Origin of the sequence: Ralstonia sp. 25mfcol4.1 (assembly GCF_900104095.1) — a bacterium.
Classification (GTDB): domain Bacteria; phylum Pseudomonadota; class Gammaproteobacteria; order Burkholderiales; family Burkholderiaceae; genus Cupriavidus.
The window spans coordinates 395,630-409,957 of sequence record NZ_FNJO01000001.1; the positions used below are offsets into that span (position 1 = coordinate 395,630).

The window sequence follows — 14,328 nt, forward strand, 5'->3', positions numbered from 1 at the left end:
TTCCGATTCATGCATCACCCACCCTACCAGGCGAGGGTCACTGCCGGCGGTGTCGTTTTTGTGCCGCATACATTGTCGGAAAGCACCGTTGCCGTCTGAAATGCCTCATCCGGCAGTCGGGCGGTCTAGGCGTCGCAAGCCCCAATCGTTACACTTGCAGCACGAAAATCCGAATCCCCCAATATCTTGTCTGTCGTCATGCACCAGGAGATCGCGTACCTCCATCCCGTCAAGACTGCCCGGGCACTTGTGCTGGTCTATCTGTGCTTTTCGGTGCCGATCGTGGCCATGGGCCTGTTCGTCGCCTTCGTGCGCTATGGCGATCTGCCCGGCATTGCAGTCTTTACCGCCCTGATCCTCAACGCACTGATTGGCTTTGGCCTGCTCTGGCTGGGCTGCCGCGCCTACAACTGGGTGGCCGCGCGCTTCGGCGGCATCGAGGTTCACATCCGTGAACTGAGCCCGGAAGATCGCCAGTAATTTGCCTCCGGGGCGATATTTGATCGTCGGCTAGGCCAATCGATCTTCATGCTGCCCCGCGCTCTCGTCAGCCGGGGCGGTATCAGCAGCCGTCTCCGGGCCGATCATCCCTGACGTTCCCAGAAGCTGCTCCGCGATCTCGCCCGGCAGCGCCTCCACGGTGCGCAGCTTGCGCTCCATCTGCCTGGTACGGACTTCCGCCTGTTCGATATTGCGTGCCGCGCGCACCAGCGTATCGCGCGTTTTCGCCAGAACTTCGCCAAATTTGCCGAATTCGGTCTTCACGGCACCCAGCACTTCCCATACTTCGCTCGACCGCTTTTCCAGCGCCAGCGTCCGGAATCCCATCTGCAGGCTGTTGAGCAGCGCCGTCAGCGTCGTGGGGCCGGCCACGGTCACGCGGAAATCGCGCTGCAGCATGTCGGTCAGGCCCGGGCGCCGCAGGACTTCCGCATAGAGGCCTTCAGTCGGCAGGAACAGGATGGCGAAATCGGTGGTGGCCGGCGGCGCCAGGTATTTCTCGGCAATGGTCTGCGCCTCGCGGCGCACCGCCACTTCCAGCTCACGGCTGAACGCGTTCACCCCGTCCACGTCGCCGCGCTCCTGCGCGTCGACCAGTCGCTCGTACTGTTCCTTCGGGAATTTGGCGTCGATCGGTAGCCAGACCGGGCTGCCGCCAACCTCGCGGCCCGGCAGGCGGATGGCAAACTCGACCCGCGCCCCGGAATTGCGCACGGTCTCCACGTTCTTGCCGTACTGATCCGGCGTCAGGATCTGCTCAAGCAGCATGGCCAGCTGCACCTCGCCCCAGGTGCCCCGCGTCTTGACATTGGTCAGCACGCGCTTGAGATCCCCTACCCCCTGCGCCAGCATCTGCATTTCGCCCAGCCCGCGATGCACCTGCTCCAGCCGCTCCGACACGAGCTTGAACGATTCGCCCAGCCGTTGCTCCAGCGTGGCGTGCAGCTTTTCGTCCACCGTACGTCGCATTTCCTCCAGTTTGGCGGCGTTATTGGCCTCGATATCACGCAGCTTCTGCTCCAGCGTCGCGCGCACGTCTGCCAGGCGCCGCTCGTTGGCCTCCGACATCTGCGCAAGCTGTTGCTGCTGCACCGTGGCGATACTGGTCAGCTGCGTCGACAACTGCTGCTGGAACCGCAGCATGTGCTGCCCCGACTCGCTGCGGCTGCCGCGCGCCGTTTCGGCCAGTTCGGTGCGCAGTTCGCGCTCCAGGCGCTCCAGCCCGCGCGCGGTGTCCTCGCGCACGTCGTCGCGCAGGTCGCCCAGCATCGGCAACAGGTCGCCGGAGCCGGGGCGCGACTGGCGCATCAACAGCACGATCAGCAGGATCACAGCCGCCACCGCGGCGGCCAGGGTCAGCAAAGGGATAAGCGACATGGAAATAAAGCTGGCGATCCGTCGGTCAACGGCGGCGCGGCATGACCTCGGGATTGATGACGGTCTGGGGCTCGCCGGCCTGCGGGCCGGCGTCAAGGGCGGCGATCAGGTTGTCGGCCGCCAGGTTGGCCATGGCACGGCGGGTCTTTTCCGACGCGCTGGCGATGTGCGGCGTCAGCACGACGTTCGGCACGGTCAGCAGGTCGGGATGCACGCTCGGCTCGCCCTCGAACACATCGAGCCCTGCGGCAAAGATCTTGTGATCGCGCAATGCTGCGGCAAGCGCACCGTCGTCGACGATGCCGCCGCGCGCCAGGTTGATCAGCGTGGCCGTGGGCTTCATCAGCGCCAGCTCCGCCGCGCCGATCGCATGGTGGCTCTCGGGACTGTACGGCAGCACCAGGATCAGGTGGTCCGACTGTTTCAGCAGTTCGGCCTTGCTGACGTAGCGCGCATTGAGCGACTGCTCGACATCGGCCGGCAACTGGCTGCGGTTGTGATACAGCACCTGCATGCCAAAGCCTGCCGCACGGCGGGCCAGGCCCTGCCCGATGCGCCCCATGCCCAGAATGCCCAGCGTGCTGCCGTACACGTCCATGCCCACCAGCATGTCGTAGCTCCAACGCTCCCACTTGCCGGCGCGCAGGTAGTGCTCGCTCTCGGTCACGCGGCGCGCGGTGGCCATCAGCAGCGCCCAGCCGAAATCGGCCGTGGTCTCTGTCAGCACATCGGGCGTGTTCGTCGCCACGATGCCCGCCGCGGTCAGCGCCGGCACGTCGAGGTTGTTGTAGCCCACCGCCATGTTGCAGACCGCCCGCAGCTGCGGCAGCGCGGCGACCAGGTCGCCATCGATCCTGTCCGCCGCATTGGCCAGCACGCCGGCCTTGCCGGCCAGCCGCGCCCGCAATGCCGCCGCATCGAGGACCACGTCCTCCTGGTTGGCATCGACGTCGAAATATTGCGAAAGCCGCTCGATCACATCGGGGAAGATGGCGCGCGTGACAAGGACAGGGGGCTTCATGGCAGTCATACGTGGAAGAAGAGGAACGTCATCACCAGGAACAGCGGCACCAGCACGGCGCAGGACCACGCCATGTAGCCGAAAAAGCTCGGCATGCGCACGCCACGGCTTTCGGCAATCGCCTTGACCATCAGGTTGGGCGCGTTGCCGATATAGGTATTTGCGCCCATGAACACGGCGCCGGCCGAGATGGCGGCCAGCGTCGAGGCATCGCGCGTCATGAGCGTGGCCGCGTCACCGCCGGCGGTATTGAAGAACACCAGGTAGGTCGGCGCGTTGTCGAGGAACGACGACAGGATGCCGGTGGCCCAGAAGTACATGCTGTCGATCGGCTGCCCGTTGCCGTCGCTGACGGCCCGGATCACGCCGGCAAACGCGCCATCGGTGCCGGCCTTGAGCATGGCGATCACCGGTATGATCGTCAGGAAGATGCCCGCAAACAGCTTGCCCACTTCGAGCATCGGCTCCCAGTTGAACTCGTTGCCGCTGCGCGCGGCATGCGGCGTCGCCACCAGCGACACCAGCGTCACCACCACGAGCAGCCCATCGCGCACCAGCGCGGGCAGCGGCACCTCCGTACCCATCACGTCGAATGCCACGCCCGGTTTCCAGAGCCCGCTCATCAGTACCAGGCCCACCACGGCTGCCAGCAGCAGGAAATTGACCTTGCCTTCGAGCCGGATACCGGCCGAGTCCGGCGTGGGGTCCTGCGCCTGCGGCAGCTCCTCTTCGCGCCGGAGAAAGTAGTACCGGTCGATGGCGTAGAACAGTGCCAGCAGCACCACCCAGATAAAGATCGTCTCCGGCAGGATGTTGCGCAGCGTCCAGGAGAACTCCACGCCCTTGAGGAAGCCCAGGAACAGCGGCGGATCGCCAAGCGGGGTCAGCGCACCGCCGGCATTGGCCACCAGGAAGATAAAGAACACCACCACGTGGGCCACGTGGCGCCGGTTGTCATTGGCGCGCAGCAGCGGCCGGATCAGCAGCATCGCGGCGCCCGTGGTGCCCATGAGGCTGGCCAGCACCGTACCCAGCGCCAGGATGCCCGTGTTGAGCCGCGGGGTGGCGTGCAGGTTGCCCCGCACGCAGATGCCCCCCGCCACCACATAAAGCGCGGTCAGCAGGATGATGAACGGGATGTACTCGGCCAGCAGCGCATGCACGGCGTTGGCGGCGGCCGCGTGCACGCCGAACTGCGCAGCGAACGGCACGAGGAACAGCGCCGCCCAGGCCGCGGCGATCTTGCCGTAGTGGTGATGCCAGAATTTCGGCGCAACGAGTGGAAACAGCGCGATCGACAGCAGGATACCGGCGAACGGCACGCCCCAGACAGGCGACAGCGCGGCACCATCGAAATCGGCGGCGGATGCCAGGGCCGGCGACAGCAGCAACGTGGCAAGCAGATATTGAGGAAGCAGCGTGACTTCACGACGCATCAGACAGCAATCTCCTTTATCGCAACACACGCCGGGACAGGTGCGACGCACGGCTTCGCGTGTGAGACAGACGACAAGGCGCACGCGTCCGGATTGGTTACCAGGGCGGTGGGACGGCAGCACGCGGCGAAGGGCTCAGTGTAAAGCAAACCCTTTTGAGAATGGTCTGAAAGTGCCTCGATATGCGGCGCCGCGGGGCGCGCCGGTCATTGCTGATCGACCAGGATCACGTGGACCCGATACGGGCCGTGGGCACCCAGCACGATGGTCTGCTCGATATCGCCCGTGCGCGACGGCCCGCTGATGATATTGGTGGCGCGCGGCAGCTGGCCGTGCTCGGCACGCATGCGCGCAAACGCCTCTTCCAGATTGGCGACGATGCGCGATACCGGCACCACGGCGATATGGGTTTCCGGCAGCAGCGCGGCCGATGCGAAGGTATCGGGCCCCGACAGCAGCATCAGAGAGCCGGTCTCGGCAATCGCCACGAAGCAGCCGGTAATGCCGACCAGGTCGCCATGTTCGCGGTCGGCCTGCGGTTCCCGCACCGGCGGGCGGCACTCCACCTCCAGACCCTGCGCCGCCCAGGGCAGTGCGGCCAGGCTGTTCCAGGCCACGGCGCGGCGCGTCAGCTTCAGACCATCCAGATAGTGCAGCACGGCGCCGGGCACCTCGGCCAGCGTGGCCACGCGGTCCACTGTGGACGCCATCTTCTGCGCCTGCACGCTGAACGCGGCGGCGCGGTCTTCGGCCACCTCGGGCTGCGGCCCTTGCGGATGTCGCGTCAGGTAGTCGGCCACGGCGTCGCGCTCGCCCTGCGTCACCGTCGCCCCCCTGCCCTGGGCGGCACGGATGCGGGCGAAGATGCGGTCACGGGCGGCGTTCGTTTCCATGGTATGGGCCTGAAGGGTTGCGGGGCTCGGCGATTATAAGAAAACGGCGATGGCGGTGGATGAATCCGGCTAAGCGGAGGGCTGAACTTCGAACACCTGCCGCAGGTAAGACAGGTAGCCCGGATCGTCGCACATGGTCTTCTCGGGCGTATCCGACAGCTTGGCCACCGGCTGGCCGTTGCAGCGAACCATCTTGATGACGATCTGCAGCGGCGTGTAGCCCAGGTCGTTGGTCAGGTTCGTGCCCACGCCGAATGCCAGTTTGCAGCGGCCATGGAACCGCTCGTAGAGCTCGATGACTTTCGGAATGTTCAGCGCATCGCTGAAGATCAGGGTCTTGCCGCGCGGATCCACGCGGTTGGCCGCGTAGTGCGCGAGCATGCGTTCGCCCCACTCGAACGGGTCGCCGGAGTCGTGGCGCACGCCATCGAACAGCTTGCAGAAATACAGGTCGAAGTCGCGCAGGAACGCATCGAAACCGTAGGTATCCGACAGCGCGATACCCAGGTCGCCGCGATATTCGCGCGCCCAGTTCTCCAGCGCGTAGACCTGCGAATCGCGCAGGCGCGGGCCCAGTGCCTGGCAAGCCTGGAGGTACTCATGCGCCATCGTGCCCAGCGGCGTCATGTTGTGCATCCGCGCGAAATGGACGTTGCTGGTGCCGGCCAGTTGCGGCCCCAGGATGTCGCGCATCGACAGCAGCACCTCTTCCTGCCAGTCGCGCGAAAAGCGCCGGCGGGTGCCGTAATCCGCGATCACGCAGTCCTCGTATTTCGACGACTTCAGCAGCGCCAGCTTGGCCTCCAGCCGGCGTCGCCCTTCGGCCAGATCGGCCTGCGGCTGCGTCCGGCGGAAGTACACCTCGTTGACGATGGCCAGCAGCGGGATCTCGAACAGGATGGTATGCAGCCACGGCCCGCGGATCGTGATGTCGATCTCGCCGTTGCCCTGGGCGGACGGCTGCACGACCACGTATTTCTCGTTCAGGTGGAACAGCGCCAGGAAATCAACGAAATCGCTCTTGATGAAGCGCATGCCGCGCAGGTAGAGCAGTTCGTCGTCGGAAAATCGCAGTTCGCAGAGCTGGCGAATCTCGTCGCGGATGTCGTCGACATACGGCGTCAGGTCGACCCCGGCGTTGCGGCACTTGAAGCGGTATTCGACCTCGGCCTGCGGAAAGTGGTGCAGCACCACCTGCATCATCGTGAACTTGTACAGGTCGGTGTCGAGCAGGGAACGGATGATCATAGTGAAGCCAAGGCTTGGGGCGCGGCGAAGTCAGGCCACCATGCTAACCGAAAGTCACGCGCGGCATGGAGATGCCCGGCGGGGGCCAGGGGTCAGCCGCCGTCGAGCCCGCGCAGCGCCGGCGAAATCTCGCGTCCCGGCCGCTTCGACTGCAGGCACCAGAGCCGCTGACCCTGGTCGTCATGGCAGCTGACCAGCGTGGCCTGGCTGCGCGGCACGGCAGCGGGTAGCGGATCGGCGAAATTGGCCGATGCCACCATGATGCGCTCCTGGTACACCGACTGCCCGGCCCGGTCGAAGCGCAGCACCTGGATCAGGGTGTCCGGCGAGGGCTGCAGATCCTTGTCGCAGGGCAGGAAACCTTCGCGATTGCAGTTGGCCATGGCCATCCCGGCCGGGGTCCGGATCACGCTGAAACTGTCCCAGTCGAAGGCGGTCAGGACGGACAAGGTCACGGGCTGGTCGGTACGCGCTCGCCACGCCACCAGGCGCGACACCACGCTATCGGCCATCTCGCCCGGGCGGGGCGGCGCGGGCTGGGCGGCTGCCTCCAGGCCCACCATGGCGCAAAAAAGCACGGCGGCCCCGGTCAAAAACACCGTCCGACGACCCCTTTCGCACCCCATCAGGCTGGCTGCCATAAGCAAATCCCCTCGCAAGATTGCCCTCGATCAACGTAAGTGCATTGCACGGAAACGGAAGGAAAAGAGACTTCGGGGGTACCCGCCGGCCCGAAAAGCCACGCATAACACAGGGAAATACTAGCCCGGGCGGCCACCAAAAGGGAGATCGATCTGCCCGCAATCCGGCGCCGGAAGCCCCTTCGCGGCCAATTTCGCACCAAAAGTACATAAAGAAATAAGAAAACTATCTGACCCGGCTATATAGACTCACTATCCTTGCGAGAAGGCTCAGCTACAATATCGGTCTTTGAAAGGCCTCGGCCCTCGCTCGCCCCAAGTTATCCCGATTGACACGCGCGGTGTTTGGCGCGTAGCGGGCAACTCGCAAGAGCGACCGGCAAGAATCCGGCCTTGGACAAACTCCCCATCGAAGACCGATCCGTTTTTCTGGAACCGAAATGACTCACGTTGTCACCGAAGCCTGCATCCGTTGCCGTTACACCGACTGCGTTGATGTGTGTCCGGTCGATTGTTTCCGCGAAGGCCCGAACTTCCTGGCCATCGATCCCGACGAATGCATCGACTGCGCCGTGTGCGTGGCCGAGTGCCCGGTGAACGCGATTTACGCCGAGGAAGATGTGCCCGGCGACCAGCAGCAGTTCATTGACCTGAACGCCGAGCTGGCCCGCAACTGGCCGTCCATCACCAAGACCAAGGCCCCGCTGGCCGAGGCCGAGGAATGGAAGGACGCCACCGACAAGCTGCAATACCTGCAGCGCTGAGAAAAGACTGACGCACGGGTGACAGATACCTGCCGGCGGCACGCCGGATCTGCCTGCCCGCGTCGCAGAAAGCCGTCCCCACGCGCTTTCCCGTAATACCGGGCACCTGCCGTGCCCACAACGTATCAGGACGAATATGGACTTGAGCATTCCAAATCCCGTGGCCGACGCGACCCAGCAGGCTGGCGGCAACAACGGCGGCCAGCCGCTGGAAATCGACGCGCTGATCGTTGGCGCGGGCCCCGTTGGCCTGTTCCAGGTGTTCGAACTCGGCCTGCTCGAAATCAAGGCGCACGTGATCGACTCGCTCAAGGTGGTGGGCGGCCAGTGCGTGGAGCTGTATCCGGACAAGCCGATCTACGACATCCCGGCGGTGCCCATCTGCACGGGCCAGGAGCTGACCGACAACCTGCTCAAGCAGATCGAGCCGTTCTCGCCCACGTTCCACCTGGGCCAGGAAGTCAGCGTCGTCGAGCGCCGTGAAGACGGCCGCTTCTTCGTCGAGACGTCCCTCGGAACCCGCTTCATCACCAAGACCATCTTCATCGCCGCCGGCGTGGGCTCGTTCCAGCCGCGTACGGTGAAGGTGGAAGGCATCGACAAGTTCGAAGGCAAGCAGCTGTTCTACCGCGTGAAGGATCCGAGCCGTTTCCATGGCCGCAACCTGGTGATCGTGGGCGGTGGCGATTCGGCACTGGACTGGGCGCTGGACCTCCATGGCAAGGCCGAGTCGATCGTGCTGATCCATCGCCGCGACGGCTTCCGCGCCGCGCCCGCCTCGGTGGCCAAGATGCGCGACCTGTGCGAGCAGATGGAAATGCAATTCATGGTTGGCCAGATCGGCGGCTATGAAGAGAAGGACGGCGTGCTCACCGAGATCAAGGTGACGGGTGGCGACGGCGTGACGCGCCGCATGCCGCTGGACGACCTGCTGGTGTTCTTCGGCCTGTCGCCGAAGCTCGGCCCGATCGCCGAGTGGGGCCTGGACCTGGAGCGCAAGCAGATCAAGGTGGATACCGAGAAGTTCGAGACGAACATCCCGGGCATCTTCGCCGTGGGTGACATCAACACCTACCCGGGCAAGAAGAAGCTGATCCTGTCGGGCTTCCACGAAGCCGCGCTGGCAGCGTTCGGCGCCGCGCCGTACATCTTCCCGGACAAGAAGATCCACATGCAATACACGACGACCTCGCCGAAGCTGCACAAGGTGCTGGGCGTCGAATCGCCGGTGTTCGACTGACCTGTCGAAGGCCAACGCAAAAAAATCGCCTTCGGGCGATTTTTTTGTTTGCACAATTTAAAAAGCTGGCTATAATGCGGCCTCGCTGTTGAACACGGCAACGCAGCAAAAGGCGGAAACGCCCGGCGCTGGCCGGTTTCAAGGCGAACCAGAGTTCCAACGACAACTTCTGACGAAAACAAAACGTTAAAAAGTTGTTGACGAAACGAAGAGAAGCTGGTTATAATTTCTTTCTCAGCTGTTCCCCGATAGCTCAGTCGGTAGAGCGCCGGACTGTTAATCCGTAGGTCCCTGGTTCGAGCCCAGGTCGGGGAGCCAACCGATAGAAGAGGAAGGCCGATGCGAAAGCATCGGCCTTTTTCTTTTCAGCCGCGCATAGTCCCCGCGCGCCTCGCAACGGCCATCCCCTCCCCCGCACAAACGTTCCAGAAAGCCCTGGCCGATGTGGCTATGATGAACAGCCGCATACTCCGAACCAGGACCCCGCAGTGAGCCCCCAGAGCTGGATCGACCTCAAGCAGGATGCCGACACCGGCATCGAGACGATTCGCGCCCATTTCGAGGGCCATGCGTACGATCCGCACTGGCATGACAGCTATCTGGTCGGCTACACCGAACAGGGCATCCAGCAGTTTCATTGCCGCCGCGAGGTTCAGCGCAGCGTGCCGGGCAAGGTCTTCACGCTGGAACCGGGTGAAATCCACGATGGTTACGCCGTGGCGCCCGAAGGCTTTACCTATTCGATGCTGTATCTGGACCCCCAGTGGCTGGAGCGCGAACTCCGTGCGTTGTTCGACGATGCTCCGGCTCACTGCCAGCCCGCCTTCGCGCGTACGCTGAGCGAAGACCCGCAACTGATCGAAGCCATCGGCCATGCGTTCACGGTGCTGCAACAGCCGGAACTGCGCATCGTCCGGCAGTCCGCGCTCGACGCCCTGCTGGCCCGGCTGACGTCGAATCTGCGCTGGCGCACGGCACGCGCCATCGATCCGCGTCTGCCGCTGGCAGCCCAACGCGCGCGCGACTACCTGCATGACCACGTGGACCAGGACATCGGCCTGGACGACCTGGCCGCCGCCAGCGGCGTGGACCGCTACCGTCTGACTCGCGCATTCAAGACCGCGTTCGGCATTGCGCCGCACGCCTACCTGGTGCAATTGCGGCTGGCTCGCGCCCGCCATATGCTGGCCCGTGGCGCCACCCCCGCCGACGTGGCCATGGCGCTCGGGTTCGCCGACCAGAGCCATCTGGGCCGCTGGTTCCGGCGGGCCTATGGCCTGACGCCCGCACACTACCGCAAACGCTGCTCAAATCTTCCAGACGCCTAGGCAGCGCGGCCGCAACAATGGCCGCATGAGCGATACCCTGCCCTTCCTGCCCTTTCTGATGTTTGCCGTGGTGGCGTCGATCACGCCCGGCCCGACCAACGTTATCGTGCTGAGCCACAGCGCACGCCGTGGCGTGACGGCTACGCTGCCAATCATCATCGGTGGCTGCGGCGGCGCCGCGCTGCTGGTGCTGACTGTCGGCATCGGCGTCGGCGACGCCCTGGCCGCCTACCCGCTCCTGCAGCGCGCCATGGCCTGGACCGGCGTGCTTTGGCTGTCCTGGGTGGCCTGGCAGATCTGGCGCAGCCCGGCATCCGCCATGGCAACAGACGGCACGGAGGCACCCGGCAGGCCGCTCGGGCTCGCTGGCGCGGCCTGCCTACAGCTGGTGAACCCCAAGACGTGGATGATGGCGCTGGCCGTGGTCAGCGTCTTTGCCGGCCATGGGGCCGACCAGTCGCAACGGGTGCTGCTGCTGTCACTGATCTTCTTTGTCGTGTCCCTGCCGTGCATGGGGGCGTGGGCGGTGCTGGGCGCCGGGGCCGCTCGCTTCATTCGATCGCCCGTCCTGTTGAAGCGGTTCGAACGCCTCATGGCGCTCGTGTTGCTGGCGTCGGCTTGGGGCAGTCTGTTGCCTTGATGCAAAATCGTCGAAAAGGCGTTCTCACGCACATTTTCTGGGGTATAGTCTTGGATTGCCCTGAATAGCTTGACTCTCGCCCGGTATACCTGTAAAAGCTTACCGGCGTATTTCTTGCGCAATATCCACGGAAACAGGTAGTCGCCAAGTTTTTACCTAGCTAGGAAAATTTGGCCCGTCACCCCTGACACAGGCAGTATGGATTTCGGTCCGCAGCAGGTTCTAGGGGGCGCACCACGGCATTCGCCGCAGCGTGCGATACCAACGTCTCGGAAGGCTCCGGAGCCCGACGCGACACGTTTCCCTCCTATGAACCCACCGCCTCTGGCGGTTATTCCTGAAGGACTGAATTGACTAAGATCGTTCTGAAACCGGGCGAGCCCGTTGAAGTTGCAATGCGTCGTTTCCGTCGCTCCATTCTGCAGACTGGACTGATCGTGGAACTGAAGAGCCGCACCGCCTACGAAAAGCCGACGACCGAGCGCAAGCGCAAGAAGAAGGCTGCCGAGGCCCGTCTGCGCAAGCGTCTGCGCATGCAAATGCTGCCGAAGAAGCTCTACTGATTCGGGCTTTGCCAAAAGAAAAACCGCCAGTTCGCTGGCGGTTTTTTTTCGTCCACGCTCCCGGCCGCTGGGCGGGACACGATGAAGCGCTCAGGTACGCGTGGCAATCAGCGCACCGGCGCCGATCAGCGTGATGCCGCCCGCACGCTGCACATTGGCCTGCGCGCGCTGCGAGGTCAGCCGCGTGGCCAGCGAGCGCGCCAGCAGCGCATAGACCATGGCGTTGGCGGTGGCCAGCACCACGAAGGTCGGGATCAGGACCACAGCCTGCGGCCAGAACGCCAGATTGGCATCGATGAACTGCGGCACGAAGGCCACGAAGAACACGATGCTCTTCGGATTCAGCGCCGTCACCAGCCACGCCTTGGCAAATCGCTGGCATCCGCTACCGGACTGCGCCGCCACATCGAGCGAGCGCGCACGGCCGGCCGTGCGCAGCGCCTGCACGCCGAGATAGACGAGATAGGCGGCGCCCGCCCATTTCAGGCCCGTGAACAGCGTGGCAGAGGCTGCCAGGACGGCGCCCAGGCCGGCCATCGACAGGGTGAACGCGGTGAGGTCGCCGGCCGCCACGCCGGCCACCGTGGCGTAGGCGCTGCGGCCGCGGTGCGCCAGCGCATCGCCAATCACCAGCAGGATGGTCGGACCGGGAATGATCAGCAGCACCACGCTGGTCAATACGAATGTGATCCAGTGTTCGAAGGACATGGGTTCTCCTGTTGCGTCGTCGTTTTTGTTCGCAAGACGCCGAGAGTACGCCTGTCCGCCCGGCCCCGCCAGTCTGCCGATATGCCCCTGCGAATGGAATTGTCTTGCTGCGATGCGCCAACAATGCGTCACGCGATGGCCGGCATAATGGCGGATATCGCTCGCAAGGACTTCGCCTTGACTGCCATCCTCCAGATGCGCAATGTGCGCAAACGCTACGGCGACCAGCTCGTCGTCGACAACCTCGACCTGGAAGTCCAGCCCGGCCAGTGCTTCGGACTGCTGGGCCCCAACGGCGCCGGCAAGACCACCACGCTGCGCATGCTGCTGGGTCTGACCACGCCCGAATCGGGCACGCTGACGCTGTGTGGCGAACCCATCCCGCAGCGCGCCCCGCAGGCTCGCATGCGCGTGGGCGTGGTGCCGCAGTTCGACAATCTCGACCCCGACTTCTCGGTGATCGAGAACCTGCGCATCTTCGGCCGGTACTTCGGGCTGTCGTCGGCCCGGATTGCCGAGCAGGTGCCCCGGCTGCTGGAATTCGCGCGGCTCGAGAACAAGGCCAATGCGCAGGTGCGCGACCTGTCCGGCGGGATGCGCCGACGCCTGACCGTGGCGCGCGCGCTGATCAACGATCCCGACCTGCTCGTGATGGACGAGCCCACAACCGGCCTGGATCCGCAGGCGCGCCACCTGATCTGGGAGCGCCTCAAGTCGCTGCTTGCCGCGGGCAAGACAATTCTGCTGACCACGCACTTCATGGAAGAAGCCGAACGGCTCTGCAATCACCTGTGCGTGATCGATGCCGGGCGCAAGATCGCCGAGGGCAAGCCGCACGAGCTGATCGACCGCGAAATCGGCTGCGATGTGGTGGAGGTCTACGGCGACGAGCTCGAACCCCTGCGCGACACGCTGACGCCGCTGGCCGACCGCTGCGAAATGCGCGGCGAGACGCTGTTCTGCTACGTGCGGCAGCCCGATCCGCTGCTGGCCGCGCTGCACGGCAAGGGCGGCGTACGTTACCTGCACCGGCCCGCCAACCTTGAGGACGTGTTCCTCAAGCTGACCGGCCGCGAGATGAGAGATTGAGACACGGATGACCGAGATGAGCGAACAGGATCCACGCAATCCCGACATCGCAATTTCGCCAGGATCTGCGGCGTCGACAGCCCCCCAGCACTATCCCCAGCCCCTGCTGCCGCGCAACGAGCGCAACTGGATGATGGTCTGGTATCGCAACTACATGGTCTGGAAGAAGCTCGCCATCCCGTCGATGATCGGCAACCTCGCCGATCCGATGATCTACCTGTTCGGCCTGGGCCTTGGCCTGGGCCTGCTGGTGGGCCAGGTGCATGGTGTGTCGTACATCGCCTTCCTGGCGGCCGGCACCACGGCGTCCAGCGTGATGATGTCGGCCAGCTTCGAGTCGATGTATTCGGCCTTCTCGCGCATGCACGTGCAACGCACGTGGGAAGCCATCATGCATGCGCCGCTCACGCTCGGCGACGTGGTGCTCGGAGAAGTGCTCTGGGCCGCCAGCAAGGCCGTGCTGTCGGGCGCGGCGATCATGATCGTGGCTGGCCTGCTGGGCTATGCGCAGTTCCCGGGCGCACTGGCCGCACTGCCGGTGATCGTGCTGGCCGGCATCGCGTTTGCAAGCCTGGCGATGATTATCACGGCGCTGGCCCCAAGCTACGATTTCTTCATGTTCTACCAGACGCTGGTGATGACGCCGATGCTGCTGCTGTCGGGCGTGTTCTTCCCGCTGGAACAGTTGCCCGAGGGTGCGCAGAAAGCGACGATGGTCCTGCCGCTGGCGCACGCGGTGGCGCTGATTCGTCCGTTGATGCTGGGAAGGCCGGTGGAGAACGCCGCGGTGCATCTGGCCGTGCTGGCAGCCTATGCGGTGGTGGCGCTGGTGGTGGCCCTGGTACTGCTGCGCAGGCGACTGCTGCGCTGAGGCGATAC

General features: G+C 64.6%; 15 protein-coding genes and 1 tRNA gene. 9 read left to right on the top strand and 7 right to left on the bottom strand.

Annotated features, from left to right (window positions below; genetic code table 11):
• Positions 1-198: 198 nt before the first annotated feature.
• On the top strand, positions 199-480 hold the full coding sequence (locus BLQ58_RS01765) for a hypothetical protein (RefSeq protein ID WP_092594280.1): 282 nt from the start codon (positions 199-201) through the stop codon (positions 478-480).
• A 30-nt stretch (positions 481-510) separates the two neighbouring features.
• On the opposite strand, the gene rmuC is transcribed toward BLQ58_RS01765, so the two are convergent.
• The 6 genes from rmuC to BLQ58_RS01795 form a co-directional block, all read right to left on the bottom strand.
• A complete protein-coding gene (gene rmuC, locus BLQ58_RS01770) occupies positions 511-1,878 on the bottom strand; it encodes a DNA recombination protein RmuC (RefSeq protein ID WP_092594281.1) in 1,368 nt (455 codons plus the stop codon).
• 25 nt (positions 1,879-1,903) lie between these two features.
• The gene (locus tag BLQ58_RS01775) at positions 1,904-2,899 is read right to left on the bottom strand and encodes a 2-hydroxyacid dehydrogenase (protein ID WP_092594555.1); all 996 of its coding nucleotides are present in this window, start codon (positions 2,897-2,899) and stop codon (positions 1,904-1,906) included.
• Between the two features lie 5 nt (positions 2,900-2,904).
• Entirely contained in the window at positions 2,905-4,335 is a 1,431-nt protein-coding gene (locus BLQ58_RS01780) for a sodium:proton antiporter (protein WP_092594282.1), read from the bottom strand.
• A gap of 206 nt (positions 4,336-4,541) precedes the next feature.
• Positions 4,542-5,228, bottom strand: coding sequence for a LutC/YkgG family protein (locus tag BLQ58_RS01785; protein ID WP_092594283.1), 687 nt, complete (start codon positions 5,226-5,228; stop codon positions 4,542-4,544).
• A gap of 69 nt (positions 5,229-5,297) precedes the next feature.
• Positions 5,298-6,476, bottom strand: a complete 1,179-nt coding sequence (gene pncB, locus BLQ58_RS01790; protein WP_092594284.1) for a nicotinate phosphoribosyltransferase — start codon at positions 6,474-6,476, stop codon at positions 5,298-5,300.
• A gap of 92 nt (positions 6,477-6,568) precedes the next feature.
• Positions 6,569-7,039, bottom strand: coding sequence for a hypothetical protein (locus BLQ58_RS01795; RefSeq protein ID WP_254775793.1), 471 nt, complete (start codon positions 7,037-7,039; stop codon positions 6,569-6,571).
• Between the two features lie 518 nt (positions 7,040-7,557).
• On the opposite strand from BLQ58_RS01795, the gene fdxA reads away from it, so the two are divergent.
• From fdxA to rpsU, 6 genes are all read left to right on the top strand, one after another.
• Positions 7,558-7,881 carry a ferredoxin FdxA gene (gene fdxA / locus BLQ58_RS01800; RefSeq protein WP_066731019.1) on the top strand — a complete coding sequence of 108 codons (324 nt, stop codon included), beginning with the start codon at positions 7,558-7,560 and terminating at the stop codon, positions 7,879-7,881.
• A 136-nt stretch (positions 7,882-8,017) separates the two neighbouring features.
• Positions 8,018-9,121, top strand: a complete 1,104-nt coding sequence (locus tag BLQ58_RS01805; protein ID WP_092594285.1) for an NAD(P)/FAD-dependent oxidoreductase — start codon at positions 8,018-8,020, stop codon at positions 9,119-9,121.
• Positions 9,122-9,363: 242 nt separating this feature from the next.
• Positions 9,364-9,439: transfer RNA gene (locus tag BLQ58_RS01810), tRNA-Asn, on the top strand.
• 170 nt (positions 9,440-9,609) lie between these two features.
• Positions 9,610-10,449 (top strand): AraC family transcriptional regulator, encoded by an 840-nt coding sequence (locus BLQ58_RS01815; protein WP_092594286.1) that lies wholly within the window; start codon positions 9,610-9,612, stop codon positions 10,447-10,449.
• 25 nt (positions 10,450-10,474) lie between these two features.
• Positions 10,475-11,089, top strand: a complete 615-nt coding sequence (locus BLQ58_RS01820) for a LysE family translocator (protein ID WP_092594287.1) — start codon at positions 10,475-10,477, stop codon at positions 11,087-11,089.
• A gap of 350 nt (positions 11,090-11,439) precedes the next feature.
• Entirely contained in the window at positions 11,440-11,652 is a 213-nt protein-coding gene (rpsU, locus tag BLQ58_RS01825; RefSeq protein ID WP_066731027.1) for a 30S ribosomal protein S21, read from the top strand.
• 90 nt (positions 11,653-11,742) lie between these two features.
• Here rpsU and BLQ58_RS01830 read toward each other — a convergent pair whose 3' ends face one another.
• Entirely contained in the window at positions 11,743-12,360 is a 618-nt protein-coding gene (locus BLQ58_RS01830; RefSeq protein ID WP_092594288.1) for a LysE family translocator, read from the bottom strand.
• 147 nt (positions 12,361-12,507) lie between these two features.
• On the opposite strand from BLQ58_RS01830, the gene nodI reads away from it, so the two are divergent.
• Together nodI and BLQ58_RS01840 are read left to right on the top strand one after the other, a co-directional pair.
• The gene (gene nodI, locus BLQ58_RS01835) at positions 12,508-13,449 is read left to right on the top strand and encodes a nodulation factor ABC transporter ATP-binding protein NodI (protein ID WP_092594559.1); all 942 of its coding nucleotides are present in this window, start codon (positions 12,508-12,510) and stop codon (positions 13,447-13,449) included.
• Positions 13,450-13,465: 16 nt separating this feature from the next.
• Positions 13,466-14,320: an ABC transporter permease gene (locus BLQ58_RS01840; protein WP_092594561.1), complete on the top strand. Its 855-nt coding sequence runs from the start codon at positions 13,466-13,468 to the stop codon at positions 14,318-14,320.
• Positions 14,321-14,328: the final 8 nt, after the last annotated feature.